Origin of the sequence: Chitinimonas koreensis (assembly GCF_014353015.1) — a bacterium.
Classification (GTDB): domain Bacteria; phylum Pseudomonadota; class Gammaproteobacteria; order Burkholderiales; family Chitinimonadaceae; genus Chitinimonas; species Chitinimonas koreensis.
In genome coordinates this window covers 1,121,482-1,141,085 of sequence record NZ_CP060704.1, presented here as the reverse complement: position 1 = coordinate 1,141,085, position 19,604 = coordinate 1,121,482, and the positions used below count along the sequence as shown (strand labels likewise).

Sequence of the window (19,604 nt, the reverse complement as noted above, 5' to 3'; positions counted from 1 at the left end):
TTCACCTTTAGCTAAGCCGCGATAGACAAAATCCCCCCTCTTGCCACCGCCAGCTCTTTAGCTGCCGTATTTAATATCCTTAACCCAGCGCCTTCAGCGGGAATCAGAGTTGACGCAATACCCTCCGCCCCATCAGCCAGAACCTGCCCCATAGAAATACAAGTTCCAGCCTTTGCACAGCGCCCCATCAACTCATGGTTTGCCGCAATATTTCCCGGCCCTAGCTTGAACAACTCCGCATTGGACAACTGACTGTAGTCAGGACCAGTAAAGAAGCTCGTTATTGCTTTAACAACATTCTTTACCGTACTCGCAAGAGTCTTCCCTCCAGTCTCCTTTGACCCCGAGGTCGGCTCCTGCACTTGCGGGCTCGGCCCTTGGCCATTCGCCTGCCCCGAACGTTGCTTCAGCGCCTGTTCACCCTTGGTGTACTGGCTACCAACTTCCTTCCACTCACCACAACCCATCGAAGTGAGCCCCCGCTTTCCGGGCACTTCGATTCAAACCCCGTCGGATCCGTTAAATTCGTCGGATTGTTCCACACATAGGTATACCGGTTGTAGCTCTGGCTATGTTCCGGCTCCTGGATGATCGCATCCGCACTTAGGAAGCGTGCAACCAAGGGGTCGTACACCCGGCCGTTCATATGCACCAAGTCCAGCCCGTCCAGCATCTCGTGGCCGGTGAAGCCCTTGTTGTCGGTCACGCCGTCCAGCGTATCCGGCGTAGTCGCACCGTCCAGGCTCCGCCGCTTGCCCCAGGCGTCATACGCCAGCTTTTCCTTCAATGCTCCCGCCTGGTCGGTGATCCCAATCACGCTGCCCAGTCGGTCGGCATGCGTCCAGTTCAACGTGGTCGTCGTCGTGCTGCCATTCACCACATCGATCTCGACACCCAGCCCATTAGGCCAGTAGGTCTTGATCGTCCAGATGCCGGCCTTGTTTTCCGCTTCCTGGCCGCCCGCGTAATAGACCGTGCTGCCGTCCTGCTTCAGCTGCTTGGTCCGTTGATGGTCCGGACCATAGGTGAACTCGCTCCACACGCTGCCCTCGGTAATCCGCTTGGGCATGTCGAAGCTGGTCCAGGTCAATGTACGGCTCGCGCCGCTGATCTGGTTGCCGTTGTCGTCGTAGGTGAAGGCGCCGATACCGGGAATGCTCTGCACGGCGTGCGGCCGGATCGCCGTCGCACCTTGCGCCGGGTAGACGTAGTTACCCGTACCCACACCAGTCTTGCTCAGCAAGTTGCCGATTGCGTCGTAAGTGAAGGCCTGTAGTGTCTTGCCCGTCACCTGGCTCTGCTTGAGCCGGTTCAGTTCGTCGTAGTCGAAACTCTCGATGAAGCCGGTGCTGCCGTCCCAGTACTGGCTGCGCTGGGTTACGTTGCCCAGTGCATCGTACTGGTAGCCCTCCTGCAGCCGGGCGGCGCCCGCCGCGGTCTTGAGCGTGTCGCTGGTCAGGCGGCCGGTATTGGGGTTGTAGACCGTATTGGTGCTCAACCCGTTGCCCAGGCTGGCTTGCAGCACCCGGTTCGCCGCGTCCTGTGCGTTGGCCTGCCACAGCACAAGGCCGGCCCGCTCGATCCGGGCCAGGTAGCCCGTCGCGTTGTAGCGGTTGTCGTACACCTTGGCCGAGGCACTGCCGCGCTGCAGGCTGCGCTTGGCGAGACGGCCCCAGCCGTCGTAGGCCAGCACGTCGATATAGTTGACGTCGAGATAGCGGGTCGCCATCAGCGGCCGGGCCAGGCTGTCGTAGCTCTGGGTCTGGCGATAGTCCTTGGCCGTGGGGGTGCCGGTATAGCTTTCCACCAATTGGCCGCAGCTCTTGGTGCTCGCGCAGCTGGCCGGCGTGGTGGCGTGGTCGTAGACCCAGTGGCTTTCCAGGTCCGGCTCGTAGCGGGCCGTCATCCGGCCCAGATCGTCATAGCTGAACTTGGTGACTTGGCTCGCCGCGCGCTGCTTCGGGCTGATTTGCTGCCACACCTGGCCCAGTGGGTCGACGTCGTAGTGGATCAGGCCCAGGTCAGGGTCCTGCAAGTCGGTCTTGCGGCCCAGCGCATCGTAGGTGACCTTGATCACGTTGCCGTTCGGATCGGTGGTCTGGCTCAGGTTGCCCCAGGCGTCGCGGCCGAACAGCGTCACGCCGGCCTTGGCGTCGGTGCTCCGCACCAGCAGGCCCAGCGCGTCGCGCTCGTCGGTCTTGCTCTGGCTCTTGGCATTGGTCTGGATCGTGACCAGGCCCTTGTACTGCGTGGTGGCACTGCGTTCGGTACCGGCTTCGTCACGGGTCGTGACCGCCGTCACCCGGTCGAGCGCATCGTAGGCCTGGCGGCTGGCCAGGATTGCGGCATCGGCGCTGTAGCGCGGCTGGTCGGCTTCCCACGGTCGGCCGCGGCTGTCGTAGCGTTGGTCGGTGACGATGGCACGGCCGTCGTAGCCGTAGGTCTGCGTGCGCAATACGTGGCCGGCGCTGTCGCGGTAAGCCAGGCTCGGCACGGCGATGCGGTCCGCGCCCTTGAAGTGGTCGGCGATCTCGACGTGGGTGGCGTTGACCGGGCAATTGACATCGCACTGCTCGAGGTAGTAACGGGTTTCGGTGCCGTCGGCGCGGGTTTCCTTGGTCTTTCGGCCGAAGCCGTTCACCGTCCAGGTCGTGGTCAGGCCATTGGGGCCGGTCAGGCTGGTCTGCACGCCGGTCTTCGGGTCGTAGCCGCGTGTCTCGGCCTGACCGATCGCGTTCTTCACCGTGGTCGGGAAGCGGCCCTTGGCGTCGTAGGCCACGTCCTCGATCACGCGGGTCCGGACAGCATTGTTGGCCGATGGGTCGAGCCAAGACAACGTTTTCTGCCTGACCAAGCCGAAGACGTTACCGGTACGGTCATAGCTGGTCACCAGCCGAAGCGCCGGTTTGTCAGGTTCACGCGTTTCTGTCTTCAGCAAACCTTGGGTGTCGTAGTCGTAATCAACCACACGCGGCACAGTCAAGCCATCGCGCGTCTTGCTGGCCGTCATGCGGTCGGGCCGGCCGATCAGCCAGGTCGTGGCGTCATTGAGGTAGGTGGTGACCGTCTTGGCCGTGTAGGTCTTGCTGCCGCCGGTGACGCCGCCGCTTACCGTCACATCCTGCTGGGTCAGGTTGCCCCAGCCGTCGCCATAGGTGTTGATCGTGGTGGTGGTGTCCAGCCCGCTGCCGTCGAGATCCAGACGGACGACCGTGCTTTGCTTGACGAAGGGGAAGACGGTGCCGGTGGCCGGGTTCTGCTTGTCCAGCGCATTGGCCGCGTCGCTGAGCTTCACGCCATTGGCCGCAGTGGTCCGACTGGCCGTCGTCATGCCGATGTACGGCCAATCCTGGCTGCTCCAGGTAGTGGCCGTCGTGATGACGGCACCGGTATCCGGATCGATGCGGGTTGCGTCGATACGGGCAAAGCCCAGGTGGCCGCGGCCCTGCAGGTCGATGGCCGCACCGGCGTACTTGTAGCGCGTCTCCAGCCAGTCGCCCTGGCCATTGCTCACACGCAGCGCCTTGACCAGTTGCCCGACGTTGGTCTGGCCCTGCTTGGGATAGGCATGGGCAATGGCCGTCCCATTGCGGTCCAGCGCGACGCGGCTGTAGACAGCCGGATCGTTGCCGGCGCTGTAGTCGATCTCGCTGATCCGGCCGAGGCCGTCGGTGACGCGGACCAACTTGTCCAGCGCCTGGCCCGACTTGGCCAGCGGCTGCGCGGTATAGATCTCCCATTGCCCGTTCAGGCGGTAGATCACGATGTCCTGGTTGCCGTCGCCGTCGAAATCGCCAAAGAAGGTACGCGGCCAGTTGTTGCTGGGCGTGTTCTGGAAATTACGCTTGGGCAGCGGCAGGTCCGGCATGTCCCAGCGCTCGCAGCGCATGTTCTGGCCCAGGCTGTAGTCGCCGTCGGAGATCAACCGGCACAGCTGATAGCGCTGCGCATCCACTACCGACAGTCCCGTCTGGCCAGTCAGGGTGGTGAAGAAGTCGGGCTTGCCGTCGCGGTCGAAGTCGCCAACCGTCATGACCGGGTTATCGACCGGCAAGTTGCCCGGTGCGACTACGTAAGCGTTGGTGAAAGCAGGCAAGGTATAACCCGACACCGGCAACCGCCGGCCGCAGCCGCCCGCGGCACCGTAACAGAGCCGCGCGGTCGAGCGCCCCTGCCCGGCACTGTCGCCGGCCACGCCGACTGGACCGAAACCGACCAGTACGTCGCTGTAGCCGTCGCCGTTCAGGTCGCCGGACAGGCTACCGTAGTCGAAGGGACTGAAGCCGGTCACCACCCAGCCACGGTCGTTGTCGTACTTGAACAGCAGGCTGGTCCGCGTCCCGCTAACCTCGGTCACAGGCAGGGTCGGATCAGGATAGAAGCGGCTCTTGACGCCCGCCTGGATATTGCCCCACAGCGACATGCCTTCCACATTTTGCACATAGGGCTGCTCGAGCAGCATGGCGTCGCTGCGGCCATCGGCATCGAGGTCGACGTTTTCCGCACTGAATTGCAGGGTGTCGTATGGCGGCACCCGGTTGCCGAACGGCACGACCTTGTTGGTACCAGTGACATCGATGCAATTGAAGTTGGCGATGCCGCGCGCCAGGCAGACGCGTTGCGTGCCCGACTGGTAGAACTCGCTGTCCACTACGCCGCCGCCGGACCAGTACATATCGGTGCGGCCATCACCGTCGAAGTCGCGCATCATGCGCAGCGAGGTGGGCTGCCCCGCAGGCAGCATCAACGCCTGGCATTCGAAATTGCGGCCTTCGCGCAGGCGGCTGTAGCACAGGCGCCAGTTGCGGTATTTCTCCGTGTCGGGCAAGCCCGATTGCTTGTCTTCGCCATCGGCACCAAGCACATCCATCTGGCCGTCGCCGTCGAAATCGCCGAGCTCAGCGACCCGGAACAAGCCGGTTTCACCCTGGAACTGGGTACTGACGGTAAAGCCACTGCCATTGGATAGATACAGCTTGGGCATGACGCCGTTGAGCTGATAGCGCTCCAGCAGGTCGCTGCGCCCATCTCCGTTGAAGTCGGCCATGAGGAAGGCATCGAGCATGTACTTCTGCAGCCACTTCTCAGGCGACGGCCCTTGCCAGGTGCCGATGCTGTTGAACTTGCGCACGGCAGCCGGATCGGGCTCGCCCCAGTCGAAGGTGGTGGCCGGCAAACACGCCCCCGTACCGTCGCAGGCCTGCACGCTGCGCAGCATGCTGCGGCCACTGGTCGGGCTCTGCTGATAACTCAGGCGATAGCTGCGGACCAGCGTGCCGCCGCTGCCGTCGGCCGCGGTGTCGGTATAGGTGCTGAGGGTCTTGATCCGCAGGCGGCGGTCGATATGGCTGCCGACCAGGAAGGCCACGTCGGCGTCCGGTCGGGCTTCATAGGCGAAGTCGACCCGGGCGTAATGCGCCAGGCCGCTCGCGTGGCCACCCCAGCGGATGCGCAGCGGCAAGTGTTCGCCGGTGGTGGCATCTTCCTGGTATTCGAAATCGATGCGGTTGCCGCTGCGATCCTCCAGGCGGCTGATGGCCCAGCTATGCGCCTGGCCGTCCGTACGGCCCTGCGCTTCCGCCAGGCTGCTGGCGGTGTCGCCGTAATAGCCGATGCGGCCGTTGCGCTGCTCGACCTTGAAACCGGTTCCGTTGCGGCTGATGCGGCCGAAGCCGTCCAGTTCGCTGCGGTATACGGCATTGGCCGCCCAGTAGTCGGTTCCGCTCTGCAGGATCAGCCGCTGACCATCCAGGCACAGCCGGTCGTTGGCGTTGAAACGCACGCCTTCCATCGTTTCGCCCTGCGCGATGGTCCGCCCACAGCGATGGATCCGCGACAGGCCGGTCAACTCCCAGCCGAGCCCGACCGGGCCATTGCCGCTCTGGCTGCCGTAGTTCAGGCCGAGTTCGGGCATCATGCCCGCAGTCCCGGGTGGAACCGCCAGCGGCATTGCATAAGCCGCCGTTCCCTTGCCGATCGTCACCTCGCCGGGCAGCGTACCGGCGTCGGCGTTGGCCAGATGCGGCGGCTGGATCGAGACCGGCAACAGCGCATCGGCGGCCGGCACGCTGAAACTGCCCGACTGGCCGAGCGCGACATTGGTGCCGCCCGATTGCGACACGCCATGCACGTACAGCGCCTTACCGGCGTAAGTCGTCCGATAAGCGGCCAACGGGATCGACCAGCGATGGGCGACACCACTGGTGGCACAACTGGTCGATATGGCGGCTTCGCTGGCCAGATTGGCCGTCGCACTGGTCAGCAGCGTGCCGGTCCCGGCCGCGCCGTTGGCATAGAGCTGGACGGTGATCGACTGGTTGACCCGCTTGTCGCAGGCCCAGCCCTTGAGCGAGGGATTGCCGGCCGCGTCGTAGACGATGCCTTCGACGGTACCCAAGACCGGGCCGGGCGGCGGTGCCGGCATGGTGAAGCTGCCCGACTGGGGCAGCGCGAGGTTGCTGCCGCCGATGGTCGAGATGCCGTGGACGTAGAGCGACTTGCCGGCATGCGCATCGCGATAGGCGGCGAGCGGAATGGTCCAGCGATGGGCCACACCGCTGGTGGCACAGGCCGTCGAGACCGCGGCTTCGCTGGCGAGACTGGCGGTAGCGCTGGCGATCATGGTGCCGCCGGCACCAGCCGCACCGCCGGCATAGAGATGCACTGCGATCGATTGAGCGGCAGCCTTGTCGCAGGCCCAGCCGACCAGTTGCGGATTGCCCGACACATCGTTGGTGATGCCTTCGACGTTGCCGGTGACCGGGCCGATGCCTGCCACGTTGACGGTCGCTTCGGCACTGTCGGCCGAGGCGCCGCTGTTGTCGTAGCCACGGAGACGGATGCGGCGGGTACCGGGTGCGAGCGCCACGCTGGTATTGACGCTGGCGGCAGCGATGTTGGCGGCGACGCTGCCGTCGACCAGCACTTCGATGCGGGCGATGCTGCCGTCGCTGTCGCTGGCCGAACCGGTGACCGCGACGGCGACCGTGCCGTTGTAGGGGGACTTGACGCTGGCGCCATTGGCCGGAGCGGTCAATTGAGCCGATGGCGGCACATTGGGCTTGACCACGGTGATCGCGATCGGCGTCGATTCACCGTAGGGGGACTTTTCGCTGCCAAGCGGCGAAGTGGTGTAGTGCCGATCGTATGCCCTCGCCATGAACTGGTAGGTACCGGCAGCCAGTGCACCTTGATCGAAGGTGTAGGAAGGTCCGGCTCCATTGATGGTCGCCACCAGAACGTTGTTCCGGTAGAGCTCGACCTTGCTCATGGCGGCCCAGATCACTTCGTTGCGGGCAGTGACCGAAACTACCACCGCGGTACCGGATGCGATGCTGCTGCCATTGGCCGGCGCAGTGATCGAAACCGACGGCGCAGCGCATTGCCCGGACTCGCTGTCGCAACCCGCCTGAGCAGGTAACGCGGTCCCCAGCAGCAGCACCCCACCCACCCATGCAACGACCATGCGCGCATAGCTACCAGCGTATGACTTAAGCATATACATCCCTGATTTTAAAGTCTTATTCGGCCACACCGGCTGTGGCAGGCCGCAAATATAGCCTCACAGGGTGAAACATGCATGCTTTCCAGAATGCGTGGTTTCTTCACCACGCAAGGCTGCGAAACGGTCACAAGCAAGACGCTCAGTTCCCTGCCTCACCCCATCCGCTGCTCGACCTCGAACCGAGCCAGCGCCGTGCGCAGTTCCGCCACGGCCTGCCGCTGCGCCGTCGCCTGCTCGGGCAGCGCCGCCAAGCCGGCCAGCCGATCGTTGGCCAGCTCGTCCTGGCGGGCGAAGCGGCCGGCCTGCTCGTCCGCCTGGCCTTCCAGCACCGGCAGCCCGGCCATGGCGGCGGTCAGCTCGGCCTGTTCCGCTTCCAGCGCCTCCGCCTCCTCCGGCGCGGCCGTCTCCAGCCGGGCCTGCAATTCGCCCGGGCGCTGCTGCAACTGCGCCCGGGCCGCGGCGAAATCGCCCGGTGGCGCCGGAGCGGGCCCGGCGTGGCCGATGGCCCGGCCGGTCTCGCGTTCCAGCGCGACCCAGTGCGGTTCGAGCGTGCGCAACCCTTCCAGCAATGCCGCGGCCGCGTCGGCCAGCTCGGCCGGCGGTCGCTGGCCGGCCTGCGTCTGCAATCGCGCGAAGCCGGCCTGGGCCTGGCCGATCTGCCGGTCGAGCTGGGCGTAGCCGCTGCGTAGCTGGTTGAGGCTGTTCAGCAGCGCCGAGGCACGCAACTGGGCCTGGCCGACCGCCTGTTCCTGCATCGCCAGGCCGTCGCGCAATCCAGCCAGCGCTGGCGTTTCCCGCGCGGCGGCAGCGGCCTGTTCGCGAGCCAGCTCGGCCGCCCGGCCCGGCCGCAGCTTGTCGATGCCGGACTGGATGCCGCCTTCGAGCAGCTTGGCCACCGCCGGCTGGATCGCCCAGGCGCCGGCCTTGTGGAAGCCGGTCAGCGCGCCCGCGTAGTCGGCGTTCGGGTCGGCCAGCCCGCCGCGGATGCCGGCGGTGGCCGCGGTCGACCACAGGTTGTTGCCGGCGCGGATCAGGAAGGAGCCGAGGAAGGCGGAACCGTTGAAATGACTCGGCGACTTCCAGTCCGACTTGTAGGTGGCGCCGTCCTCCAATCGCTTCATGTGTTCGTTGACCAGGGTCTCCACCGTCTCCAGCGGCGCCTGGATGCCGTAGCCGGCGGCGGCGATCAGCAGGCCGTTGCGGGCGACCGCCTCCTGCGAGGCGCCGGCCGACAGTTGCAGCGCCGCGCTGGTGAGACCGGACAGCGCGCTGTTGACGTAGCTGCTGGCCATGCCGGTGTAGATGCCGCCGTTGACGCCGTACTCGTGCAGGCCGCGCAGCAGGTTGCGGGCGCCGCCCTGCTGCGCGGTCGCCAGGCCGAAGCGATGTTGCACCGTGCGCGGCGAGCCGTCGGCGTGCTCGCCGGTATCGATGCGCGGCCCGCCGATGGCGGCCAGCAGCTGGGTGGTGAAATCGCGCGCCAGCGCGCCGGCGGCGGCGCCCATATAGCTGGCGTGGGCCAGCTCGTCGGGCCCGACGATGCGGCCGGCGCCGGCCGCATTGCCGATCATGGCCAGGCTGGCCGCGGTGGTGGTCAGCGCATTGCCGGCCACGCCGGCGCCGACGTTGATGAAGGTCTTGATCGCGGTCCAGGCGCAGGCCTTGGCCAGTTGGCCGCCGGTCACCGCCGCGCGCGCCGCCGGCAGGTGGGCCGCCTGGCCCGCTTCGAGCGCCGGATCGGCGCCGCTGCCGGCCGGTGCGGCCTGTACCTGCACCGGCGGCGCGGCCGGGCCGGCCTGCTGCGCCGGCGGATGCGCGCCGCCGATCGGCCCGGCATGGGTCGCCGGCCCGGCCTGGCCGGATGGGGGAAGCGGCTGCACCATGGCCGCCGCTCAGGCGTAGCGCAGCATGGTTTCCAACGGCTGGGCGCTACCGGCCGCCGGTTCGGCCAGGAAGTGGTGCTCGCGCCAGACGCGCGCGGTCTCGGCCTGGCCCTTCAGCATCTGCAGCAGCGCCTCGGCGCGGAACTCGGCCAGCGGGATGCGGCTGGCCAGCGTCACCCGGCCATTGCTCGGCAGCGCGCAGAAGCTCGCCTCGCCGCCGGCGAACAGGAACAGGTTGCTGCCCAGCAGCGCCAGGTAGGCCTCGGCCGCGCGCGCCGGCGGCGGCTCGCCGAAATCGCAGTAGACCAGCACCGCCTCGGGCGCGTCGGGGCCGCCGGGACGCAGCGTGAACACCACCTGGTCGAGCAGCAGCTGGCCGCGGTGGATCAGGCCGGCCACGTCGTCGAAGCCGACCAGCCGGCAGAAATCCTCGATCACGCGGGTATAGCGGGGGTCGCTCATCGTCTCGTCTCCTCGTACGGCGCGCGGGCGGCGGCCGGTCCGGGCGTTGAGTGACGGCGGCATGGCGGGAGTTCACGCACTGCGCGATCGCTGCATCGCAATGCCGCAGCGGCACACCAATGCATCGCGCCGCATGCAGCGGCACAGCTCCGATCGAGCGTGTCGCCAGCATGCGGCGCGATGACGACCCGGCCGCGCGATCACGCGGCCGGTCGGAAACGGTTTAGCGGAAGGTCACCATCACCGGGTTGGAGCGGCAGGTTTCCTTGCCGCCGCGGCTGACGACCAGCTGGCGGTAGTAGGAACCGGCCAGACCCGGCAGGTTGGTGTAGCTGGCGGCGTAGCCGACGCTGGTCACGTTCTCGTTGACCGCGTGCTGGGCGCCGCTGCCGGCCGGCGTGTTGAAGCCCACCAGGCGGACTTCGTAGAGCGGCGCCGGGCCGGTGACCGGCAGCTCGTACACCCAGCTCAGGGTCACGGTCTTGCCGGCGTCGACCACCGGAGTGCTGGCGGTCAGCGAGCAGAATTCGCCGGCCATCGCCTGGACACCGAGGCCGACCAGCAGGAGTGCGGAAAGGATGCTGAATTTCTTCATGATTTGGACTCAATCGACTAATTAAAAAGGATTTAACTTTCGAATACTCTACCGAGCGGCCATCGATTTTCCTCCTCGAATGGCGCCACGTGTATTTTTGAAAGCGGCGGCATGATTCCATCAAATAATGACATCGTCAACCAATGTAAACCACAAATTCATCCGATTATATTCAATAACATAACTATCATGCCGATCACATCATTGACCTGTATTTTCATTACCGCTTGTTTTAAAACCAATGGCGTCAATGATACCCAACCCATCCGGTACGATTGTGTAGGTCACGCATAGAGGCTTCTTCTCCATATCATGGAGATATTCACTTAATTCCATTTGCATAAACCACCAAGCAAGCCGTCCGGCGTAATCCCGCCCACCCTTGCCTGTCGGAGCAAGCCCCTCAGCGCGCGTAGTCGGCCACGATCCGGTCGTAATCGCCGCGCTTCTTCAGTGCCTCCAGGCCCTTGTCGAAGGTGGCGATCACCCGGCTGCCGTCCGGCGTGTTGCGGCCGACGATCAGGTGCAGCGTCTTGCTGCCCAGCACGGCGTCCGACGGCTTGAGCGTGCCGGCCGGCAGGCCGGCGCCGTCGATCGCGGCCCGGCCCTGGTGCTGCCCGGTCACGAAGTAGTCGGCCCGGCGGGACGCGACCATCTGGGCGCAGGTCGAGATGTCCTTGGGCTCGCTCTTGAGGATCTGGCCGTCGCGGATCATCGTCAGCAAGGCCGCCGGCGGCTCCCAGCCGAGCGGGACGCAGATCGTGCTGCCGACCAGGCTGGCCAGGTTGGAGAAGTCGAGCGCGCTTTCGGTGCGGGCGAAGGCGCGCTGGTGGATCTCGTAGATCGGCGCCGAATAGAGGAAATCGCGCTCGCGCTCGGCCGAGCGGATATAGGGAAAGGTACCGGCGTAGCGGCCCGCCTTGGTGGCGGCGAAGCCGCGCGCCCAGGGCACCCAGTCGAACTGCGCCACCACCTTCGATTCGGCGAAGGCGCGGCGGACCAGCTCGGTCGCCAGGCCGCCGCCGGGCAGCCGGCTGTCGGCGAACGGCGCGTAGCCGTCGCCGGTGGCCAGCTCGAGGGTCTCCGCCCGGGCGTTCGCCAGCAGGGCCAGCGCAACGGCTGCGGCAAGGGATGTTCGGCGCATGCGGTCCTTCTCCTCGATGCGGACGCGGCCCGCCGGCAATGGGTGGGCCGCCGGTTTCCCACCAGACTAGCCGACGGACCAAGCGATTGCTCGCGCCAGCCAAGGAGGGACCGCCTACCGTATCAACCGCGCGACGGGACCGGCCCGCCGCGCGGCATCGCCCTCAGCGCAGGCTGGTCTGCGGGCTGCAGCGCTCCAGCACGCCGCCCGAACCCAGGTAGAGCCAGCCTTCGCCGCCGGCGCCCAGCGTGCGCTGCGGCACCCGCGCCATCTGGTAGGTATTGCCGTCGAACGCGCCCAGGCCGTTGCCGACCTGGCCCTGGCCGTTGAAGCCGATGCCGTACAGCGCGCCGTCGACGGTGCGCACCAGCGTGGTGGCCCCGCGCGCCACGATCTCGACCCCGCCGGCGAGGCCCTGCGCCTTGACCGGAACCGCGCTGACCTGCCCCACCCCGACCGGCCCGTCGTTGCCCAGCTGGCCGAACTGGTTGTGGCCCCAGCTCCAGGCCGTGCCGTCCATCTTCAGCACCGCGCTGTGGCCGCTGCCGGCCGCGATCGCCTTGATGCCCGAGATGGCGGGCACCAGTACCGGCCGCGGCTGGGCGTGGCAGATACCGAATTGGTCGGCAACGCCGAGCTGGCAGTAGGCGTTGTCGCCCCAGGCGTACACCTTGCCGTCGCGGCCCAGCGCCAGCGTGTGCAGCAGGCCGGCGGCGATGGCCGTCACCGCCGGCAGGTCGACCGCGCGGGTCGGCAGCCAGGCATCGGTGTAGCTGCCGATGCCGAGCTGGCCCGCATTGTTCTGGCCCCAGGCCCACACGCTGCCGTCGGCGCGCAGGGCCAGGCTCTGGCTGGCGCTGGCCGCGATCGCCGTCACGCCGGCGAGGCCGGGCACCGGCTGCGGCAGCAGGGCGGGCGTGGTCGTGCCGTTGCCGAGCTGGCCGGCGCCGTTGTTGCCCAGGCCCAGACCGTGCCGTCGGCCTTCAGCGCCAGCGAGTGGCCGCCACCGCCGGCGATGGCGACGACGCCGGCCAGGTCGGCGACGGCCACCGGGCTCTTCCTGACCTGGCGGTCGCCGACGCCGAGCTGGCCGTTGTCGTTGTTGCCCCAGGCCCAGACCGTGCCGTCGCGGCGCAGCGCCAGCGAATGGGCGCTGCCGGCCGCCACCGCGATGGCGTCGCGCGACATGCGCGAGCGGATGGGGGCGTAGGCGTCGTTGTCGTAGCCGTTGCCGAACTCGCCGACATTGCCGCCCCAGACCAGTACCGCGCCGTCGGGACGCAGCGCCATCGAATGGATGCCGCCGAGCGCGAGGGTGGCGGCGGCGGCAGCCGGCAGTGCGGCCAGCGCGAGCGCGCCGAGCACGGCGCGGGCCAGGCCATGATTCATCTGGATCTTCATCTGTATTCGCTCCTGCTATCGGTATGCGCAGGCCCGCGATGCGGGCCGCGGCTAAGGGCCGGGCTCAACGCCGCGCGGCGGCGGGGTCCTGGCACTGCGGGCTGTAGACCACGCCCAGGGTCAGCGCGCCGTCGCCGCCGACGCCCGCGACCGGCGCCGGCAAGGCCGAGAACAGGTTGACCGGGTTGGGACCGAGGCCGGTTTCGCCGTTGCCGAGCTGGCCGTAGAGATTGCGGCCCATGCCGCGCACCGCGCCGCCCGACAGGCGGACCAGCGTGACGGCGGCGCCGGCGGCGATCTCCTCGGCGCCGCGGATGCGGTCGGCCGGCACCGGTTGCAGGCTGCGCTGGCCGGCGCCGGTGGCGCTGCCGTTGCCGAGCTGGCCGTAGGCATTGCTGCCCCAGCTCCAGACCGAACCGTCCGACTTCAAGGCCACCGTATGGGTATCGCCGACCGCCACCGCCTTCGCGCCGGCCAGGCTGGCCACCAGGCCGGGCCGGCTCGACGCCACGCAGTTGCCGGCCGGACCGGTGCTGTTGCCGAGCTGGCAGTCGCCGTTCCAGCCCCAGCTGTAGACCCTGCCGTCACGGCTCAGGGCCGCGACATGACGGCTGCCGGCCGCGACCGCCGCCAGCGCGGGCAGGCCGGTCACCTGCACCGGCCGCGCGCGATCGCTGCTGTCGCCCTGGCCGAGCTGGCCGCTGCTGTTGAGGCCCCAGGCCCACAAGCTGCCGTCGCCCTTGAGCGCCAGGCTGTAGCCGTCGGCCGCGGCGACCGCCGCCACGCCGGCCAGGCCGGCGACCTGCAGCGGCAGCCAGGCATCGCGCCCGCTGGCGTTGCCGAGCTCGCCGTTGCCGTTGCTGCCCCAGGCCCAGACCGTGCCGTCGGCCTTCAGCGCCAAGGCATGGTTGCCGCCGGCGGCGATCGCGGTCACGCCGGCGAGCTTGCCGATCTCGGTGGGCCGATAGCTAGGGTTGGTGTGGCCGAGCCCGAGCTGGCCGCGCGCGTTGCGGCCCCAGGCCCACACCGTGCCGTCGCGCCGCAGCGCCAGCGAGAAGCCGCTGCCGGCCGAGACCATGGCGGCGTCATGCTCCAGCCAGGCCAGCATCGGCACCCAGGCATCGTTGAGATAGCCGGTGCCGAGCGCACCGTAGTTGTTGATGCCCCAGCCGGCGACCGCGCCGTCGTGCTTGATCGCCAGCGCATGGTCGAGCCCGACCGCCAGGGTCGGCGCCGCCGCGGCGGGCAGCGCGCCCAGCCATAGCGCGCAGACCGATCCGATATGCCCACGTATCTTCATTTCGCTCACTCCAAGGGATTCATCCGTTATTCGCTACCCCGCCGAAGCGGGCGATGAATCCTGCATGAGCAGGCGAACTCAATCCATACCAAAGGCATAAATGCCGGAGGCGGCCGGCCTGGCATGGCCGGCGTACCGTATATCGCAGCCGGGCGCTGCCCGGTGCGCTACACCCGCCCCAGCGGCTGGATCTGGATCTCCGACACCAGCTCGGCATACGACAGCACCGGCAGCCCGAACAATTCGTCCTCCACCAGCTTGCGCACGCAGCGGCGCAGGTCCTGCGCCACCAGCAGCACCGGCGGCCCCTCGCCCTCGGCCGGCTCGCCCATCTGGCTGCGCAGGCGGTCCAGCAGCGTGCGGCTCTGCTCGCCGGTCAGCGCCAGGAAGCTGCCGTGGGCGGTCTGCCGCACGGCGTTGCGCAGCATCTCCTCGGTGCCCGGCGACAGCATCAGCGCGCGCAGCACGTTGCCTGGCGCGAATTCGTGGCACAGCTGGCGCTTGAGCGCGATGCGGACGAAATCGGCCAGCATGCCCGGATCGCGCTCGCGCTGGCCCCAGTCGAACAGCGTCTCGACGATCTGGCGCAGGTTGCGGATCGGCACCTGCTCGGCCACCAGCCGCTGCAGCACCTCGGCGATGCGCGCGGTCGGCAGCACCCGCTCGATCTCCTTGGCCAAGAGCGGCATCTTGCTCTCGGTCCAGTTCAGCACCAGTTGGGCCTCGTGCAGGCCGATGAACTTGCTGGCGTTGCGGCGCAGGATGTCCTCGAGCGCGGCGGCCAGCACCTCGTGGAACGGCTGGTGAACGACGCCGGCCTCGTCCAGTCGCGCCGCGGCGTCCGCCGCCACCCAGCAGCCGGGCCGCGCCAGCGCGTCCTCCTCGCCGTCGAGGCCGAGCGCCGTCAGCTGTTCGAGCGAGGCCTGCGCCCTGACCTGCTGCCAGCGCAGCGGCCCGGCCAGGATCGGCACCTCGTAGACCGCGAAGCTGTAGCGCCCGGACGCCATGGACGGGTCGGCGATGAAGTCAATGGCCGGCACGATCATGCCGAAGTACTCGACCAGCCGGTTGCGGCGGCGGCGCGCGCCGTCGACCAGGACGCCCAGGCGCGGATCGCCGAAATCGGCCGGCGCCAGCGCGAACTGGAACGGCACGGCGGCCTTGAAGATCTGCGCGTCGACCGTCACGGCGCCGCCCGGCCCGGCCGCGACTACCTCGACCGGGCCCTTGGGCGCCTTCAGCATGAAGTAGCCGAGCGAGCCGGTGACCAGCGCCAGCACCAGAAACACCACGGTCGGCATGCCGGGCACCAGGGCGAACACCACCATCACGCCGCTGGCGATCACCAGCGCGCGGGGCTCGCCCAGCACCTGGCCGGTGATCTCCTGCCCGACGTTGTCCTTCTTCTGCCCGCCCTGCGACACGCGGGTGATCATCAGGCCGGCGCACAGCGAGATCAGCAGCGCCGGGATCTGGGCGATCAGGCCGTCGCCGATGGTCAGCACCGAGTAGACCTTCATCGCCTCGCCGGCCGGCAGGCCGCGCTGCAGCACGCCGATGGCGATGCCGCCGACCAGGTTGACCGCCACCACGATCAGGCCGGCGATGGCGTCGCCCTTGACGAACTTCATGGCGCCGTCCATCGCGCCGAACAGCTGGCTTTCCTTGCCCAGGTCGTCGCGCCGGCGCCGCGCCTCGGCCGCTTCGATCAGGCCGGCGCGCAGGTCGCTGTCGATCGACATCTGCTTGCCCGGCATGGCGTCGAGCGTGAAGCGCGCCGACACCTCGGCGACGCGCTCCGAGCCCTTGGTGATGACCAGGAATTGCACCACGGTGAGGATCAGGAAGATCACCATGCCGACCACCAGGTTGCCGCCGACCACGAACTGGCCGAAGGCCTCGACGATGTGGCCGGCGTCGGCCTCGAGCAGGATCAGCCGGGTGGTGGAGACCTCGAGCGCCAGCCGGAACAGCGTGGTGACCAGGAGCACCGCCGGGAAGGTGGAGAAGGCCAGCGGGCTCGGCAGGTAGAGCGCCAGCACCACCAGCACCGAGGAGACGCAGATGTTGAGCGCGATCAGCACGTCGACCAGCCAGATCGGCAGGGGCAGGATCAGCATGAAGACGATGCCGATCACCACGATCACGGCGGCCACTTCGGCGCGCTCGGCGGCCAGCCGGGCCAGCGCGGTCAATCGGTCGAGCAGGGGTTTCATGAGGGCTCCTGCGATGGGTCAGGCAATGGGTTGATAAGTTGGAGCGAAATGCCCGTCCAGGCGGCATGACCGCGGGTCGAGCTAGCGTCTCCCGTATGCAGGAGACGGCGGCCCGCAGGGCCGGATGAGAGCGGCTCTTCCTAGAACCCCCTCACCCCAACCCCTCTCCCGCACGCGGGAGAGGGGCTAAACCACGGCAGTGACGACGGCAACATTCCGCCGAGATGCCACCGCCCTTCCCTTCTCCCGCCGCGCGGGCGGAGTCCAAGTTGCCCGGCCTTGGAAGAAGGCGGCCCGCAGGGCCGGATGAGGGCTGGCGAATTGGAAAGCTGCCTTCACCTCCCACCGGACATGTGCGTTCCCATGCAGCGGGCGCAGGCCCAATCCCGCAGGCCGGCAAACACTCAACCGCCCAGCAATCGCGTCATCGCCCCATACGCATCGGCCAGCCCGGCCGCGTCGAGCGGGCCGCGCGGCATGCGCTGCACCAGCATCAGCGCGTCATTGGGGCTAGCGCCGAGCAGCAGCGCGTCGTATTCGCGCGGCATCAGCCAGCGGCGGGTCAGCAGCTCGGCCACCTGGCCGGCATTGGCGGCGCCGTTGGCCACTTCGAGCGCGAACAGCCAGCCGTCGCCGTGCGGAGCGAGCTTGAGCGAGCGCACGCCGTCCACCTGCAGGTAGGCGCCGCGCAGCCGGGCCGCGGCGTCGACCAGGCGTTCGAGCGCATTGAGGTCGAGCGTGGACATGGCCGTCTCCCGCTCAGGCCGGCTGGCCGGCGCGCGCCAGTTGCGCGGCCTGGGCCAGTTGGGCCGCCTCGGCGCGCGCCAGCGCCGCCAGCCGCATGTCGAGATGCTCGAGCGCCTTCTGCTTGGCGTCGCCGCCCTGGGCCCAGATCGCCAGCGGCGTCTGCGACAGGAAGCGGCGGAAGGCGGCGTAGAGCGGGATCGGCTGCTTGGCGCCGTCGCGCGGCAGGCCGTCCACCGTCTTGAACAGCGTCTTGGCGAACAGCGGCCCGCTGGTCAGGCCGAACACCGACTCGGCCACCTTGAGCGCGTCCGGCCCGGTCTCGATGCCGCGTTCGCGCAACTGGCCGCGCAGATCGTCGGCCTGCGCCACCAGCGAGCGGATGGTGGCGATCTGCTGCAGGTCGATCATCAGCTGGCCCTGGCGCTCGCCGCTCACCGCCGGATTGGTGCCGGCCAGCTCGCCCGCCATGGTGCGGCGCAGGCTGGCCAGGCCGCGGCGGAAGCCGCCGTCGCCGAAGTGGCCGCGCAGCTTGTCGAACAACTCCTCGGGCTGGCGCGTATTGCCGAGCACGTCGTCGTAGTAGAGCCGCTGGTTGGCGCTGTGCTGCGCCGACGAGGCCTTGAGCAGGCCGGCCTGGATCGCGTCGCCCTCGCCCTGCCACAGCTCGGCGGTCAGTTGCTCCAGCCGCGCCGCGGCCTCGCCTTCGCCGGCCGCCTCGGCGCCGGCCTGGGCGATCTCCAGCACCGCCGCGCGCGCCACCGGATCCGGCTCGGCCTGGCGCAGCCAGTCGGCGCCGAGGTCGCCCTGGCCGGCGCGGTCGCGCGCCTGGCGCGCCAGGTCGGCCAGCCGCATCTGCACTTCCTCGGTCTCGGCCATCGCCTGGATCTCGCGCAATTCCTCGATCCGCTTGACCGGCTCGGCGTCGCGCCTGTTGCCGAAGCGTCGCCGCTCGAGGTGGACCTTGTGGCGGCCGGCGGTCTCTTCCAGCGCGCGCGACGATTCCTCGGCGCCGGCGCCGAGCGGGTCCATGCCGGTGTTGGCGTCGAGCGGCCTGGGGCCGTTCTCGCGCGAGGCGGCGGCGCGGTCCGGCGCCAGCGCGGCGTTGAGCGCGGCGGCGGCCGCATTGGGCGGAATGGCGGCGATCGTGGATTGCATCGCGGTGGGCCTCGGGAGTGGATGTCGGCGCTTGAGTGACCGCCGGGCCGCCGCAGTTCCATCGCCGTCGCTCGAAACCGCCGCGGGGGGCGGTTCGTCGCGGCGTCCGCTGCGACGGTCACGGGCCGGGCGTCGGCCGGGCGACGATCCCGCTCCGCGATGCGGTCGAGTCGAAATCCGGCCTATGGCCGGCACCGCGGGTACGGATTCCGCCGTGAACGCACCGAAGCCCGCCGGACCGGACACCGGCCATGCGCCAAAACGCTCCCGATTCCCTAACAAAATCCTAAAATCCGCTTACACGGAATTTACAAATCCTGAAATAAGCGCACGGCCGTTCTATTTTTAACCGTTCAAATTCATACAGTTAAGCAAAATCGGCAGCAGGCATTGCTCGTGCAGAAGGAAGCGGGTCGTCGCATCGCGGCGAACCCTGTCATCCATCCCGAGGAATGCCCGCATGACCACCCAGTACGAGATCCCGCCCACGCCATCACCATCGACGTCGAGGCGCTGGCCCGCAGCCATGGCCGCAAGCTGTTCCATTTCATCCGCAAGCACCTGGGCAACCCGGCCGAGGCCGAGGATCTGATGCAGGCCGCCTACGTCGAGGCGCTGCGCTGCTCGGACACCTTCCGCGGCGGCTCCAAGCCGGAGAGCTGGCTGTTCGGCATCGCCATGAACCTGATCCGCCACCATCTGTCGCGGGCGCCGGAACGGCGCTTCAAGTTCGAGGACGAAACGGCGCTGGACGAGCACGTGGGCAACAGCAGCGACCCGGCCGACGAGGTGGCGCACCAGCAGCTGATGCGCCGCGCCGAGCATGCGCTGGCGGCGCTGCCGAGCGATATGCGCAGCACGCTGGAACTGGTGCTGGAAGAGGATCTGTCTTACGAAGATGCGGCGAACCTGCTGCAGGTGCCGGTCGGGACGGTGCGCTCGCGGCTGTCGCGGGCGCGGGCGCAGTTGCGGGAGGCGGTATTGAATTGAGCAGCGCAGAGCGCTGCGTGAGGTGTTTGGGGTAAGGGGCGAGGTGTTGACCCCATCCCCACCCGGCCCTCCCCTTGAAGGGGAGGGAGCTGCATTGCGACACGTCTGACGATCACGGGCGACCGAACCTGACACGCCCTGCTCCTCCCCCTTCAAGGGGAGGTTGGGTGGGGGATGGGGTTACCCCTCACCCCTCACGCCTGACAC

General features: G+C 68.2%; 12 protein-coding genes. 1 reads left to right on the top strand and 11 read right to left on the bottom strand.

Going from position 1 to position 19,604, the window contains the following annotated elements; translation table 11 throughout:
- Positions 1–406: 406 nt before the first annotated feature.
- The 11 genes from H9L41_RS04870 to H9L41_RS04820 all read right to left on the bottom strand — a co-directional run bounded on the left by H9L41_RS04870 (position 407) and on the right by H9L41_RS04820 (position 18,407).
- Complete coding sequence (locus H9L41_RS04870) at positions 407–7,465, bottom strand: Ig-like domain-containing protein (protein ID WP_187523694.1); 7,059 nt, start codon at positions 7,463–7,465, stop codon at positions 407–409.
- Positions 7,466–7,656: 191 nt separating this feature from the next.
- Entirely contained in the window at positions 7,657–9,387 is a 1,731-nt protein-coding gene (locus H9L41_RS04865) for a hypothetical protein (RefSeq protein ID WP_028445548.1), read from the bottom strand.
- A 9-nt stretch (positions 9,388–9,396) separates the two neighbouring features.
- Entirely contained in the window at positions 9,397–9,849 is a 453-nt protein-coding gene (locus tag H9L41_RS04860; protein ID WP_028445547.1) for a CesT family type III secretion system chaperone, read from the bottom strand.
- A 223-nt stretch (positions 9,850–10,072) separates the two neighbouring features.
- Positions 10,073–10,444, bottom strand: coding sequence for a hypothetical protein (locus H9L41_RS04855; RefSeq protein WP_028445546.1), 372 nt, complete (start codon positions 10,442–10,444; stop codon positions 10,073–10,075).
- Positions 10,445–10,847: 403 nt separating this feature from the next.
- Complete coding sequence (locus H9L41_RS04850) at positions 10,848–11,588, bottom strand: substrate-binding periplasmic protein (protein ID WP_028445545.1); 741 nt, start codon at positions 11,586–11,588, stop codon at positions 10,848–10,850.
- Between the two features lie 163 nt (positions 11,589–11,751).
- On the bottom strand, positions 11,752–12,495 hold the full coding sequence (locus H9L41_RS04845; protein WP_373282111.1) for an RCC1 domain-containing protein: 744 nt from the start codon (positions 12,493–12,495) through the stop codon (positions 11,752–11,754).
- Positions 12,462–12,989: an RCC1 domain-containing protein gene (locus tag H9L41_RS04840; protein ID WP_187523692.1), complete on the bottom strand. Its 528-nt coding sequence runs from the start codon at positions 12,987–12,989 to the stop codon at positions 12,462–12,464. The genes H9L41_RS04845 and H9L41_RS04840 overlap by 34 nt, the downstream gene beginning before the upstream one ends.
- 64 nt (positions 12,990–13,053) lie before the next feature.
- Positions 13,054–14,289: an RCC1 domain-containing protein gene (locus tag H9L41_RS04835; protein WP_051318863.1), complete on the bottom strand. Its 1,236-nt coding sequence runs from the start codon at positions 14,287–14,289 to the stop codon at positions 13,054–13,056.
- A gap of 167 nt (positions 14,290–14,456) precedes the next feature.
- A complete protein-coding gene (sctV, locus tag H9L41_RS04830; RefSeq protein WP_028445544.1) occupies positions 14,457–16,505 on the bottom strand; it encodes a type III secretion system export apparatus subunit SctV in 2,049 nt (682 codons plus the stop codon).
- Between the two features lie 404 nt (positions 16,506–16,909).
- Positions 16,910–17,251, bottom strand: a complete 342-nt coding sequence (locus tag H9L41_RS04825) for a hypothetical protein (RefSeq protein ID WP_028445543.1) — start codon at positions 17,249–17,251, stop codon at positions 16,910–16,912.
- A 13-nt stretch (positions 17,252–17,264) separates the two neighbouring features.
- Positions 17,265–18,407 carry a hypothetical protein gene (locus tag H9L41_RS04820; RefSeq protein ID WP_028445542.1) on the bottom strand — a complete coding sequence of 381 codons (1,143 nt, stop codon included), beginning with the start codon at positions 18,405–18,407 and terminating at the stop codon, positions 17,265–17,267.
- A gap of 396 nt (positions 18,408–18,803) precedes the next feature.
- Between H9L41_RS04820 and H9L41_RS04815 the strand changes: the two genes are divergently transcribed.
- A complete protein-coding gene (locus H9L41_RS04815) occupies positions 18,804–19,397 on the top strand; it encodes an RNA polymerase sigma factor (protein WP_187523691.1) in 594 nt (197 codons plus the stop codon).
- Positions 19,398–19,604 lie beyond the last annotated feature (207 nt).

What these genes read in the sequence shown, in the direction of transcription:
- H9L41_RS04870 (WP_187523694.1), bottom strand. Translation starts at nt 7,465, where the DNA reads ATGGTCGTTGCATGGGTGGGTGGGGTGCTGCTGCTGGGGACCGCGTTA.
- H9L41_RS04865 (WP_028445548.1), bottom strand. Translation starts at nt 9,387, where the DNA reads ATGGTGCAGCCGCTTCCCCCATCCGGCCAGGCCGGGCCGGCGACCCAT.
- H9L41_RS04860 (WP_028445547.1), bottom strand. Translation starts at nt 9,849, where the DNA reads ATGAGCGACCCCCGCTATACCCGCGTGATCGAGGATTTCTGCCGGCTG.
- H9L41_RS04855 (WP_028445546.1), bottom strand. Translation starts at nt 10,444, where the DNA reads ATGAAGAAATTCAGCATCCTTTCCGCACTCCTGCTGGTCGGCCTCGGT.
- H9L41_RS04850 (WP_028445545.1), bottom strand. Translation starts at nt 11,588, where the DNA reads ATGCGCCGAACATCCCTTGCCGCAGCCGTTGCGCTGGCCCTGCTGGCG.
- H9L41_RS04840 (WP_187523692.1), bottom strand. Translation starts at nt 12,989, where the DNA reads ATGAAGATCCAGATGAATCATGGCCTGGCCCGCGCCGTGCTCGGCGCG.
- H9L41_RS04835 (WP_051318863.1), bottom strand. Translation starts at nt 14,289, where the DNA reads ATGAAGATACGTGGGCATATCGGATCGGTCTGCGCGCTATGGCTGGGC.
- sctV (WP_028445544.1), bottom strand. Translation starts at nt 16,505, where the DNA reads ATGAAACCCCTGCTCGACCGATTGACCGCGCTGGCCCGGCTGGCCGCC.
- H9L41_RS04825 (WP_028445543.1), bottom strand. Translation starts at nt 17,251, where the DNA reads ATGTCCACGCTCGACCTCAATGCGCTCGAACGCCTGGTCGACGCCGCG.
- H9L41_RS04820 (WP_028445542.1), bottom strand. Translation starts at nt 18,407, where the DNA reads ATGCAATCCACGATCGCCGCCATTCCGCCCAATGCGGCCGCCGCCGCG.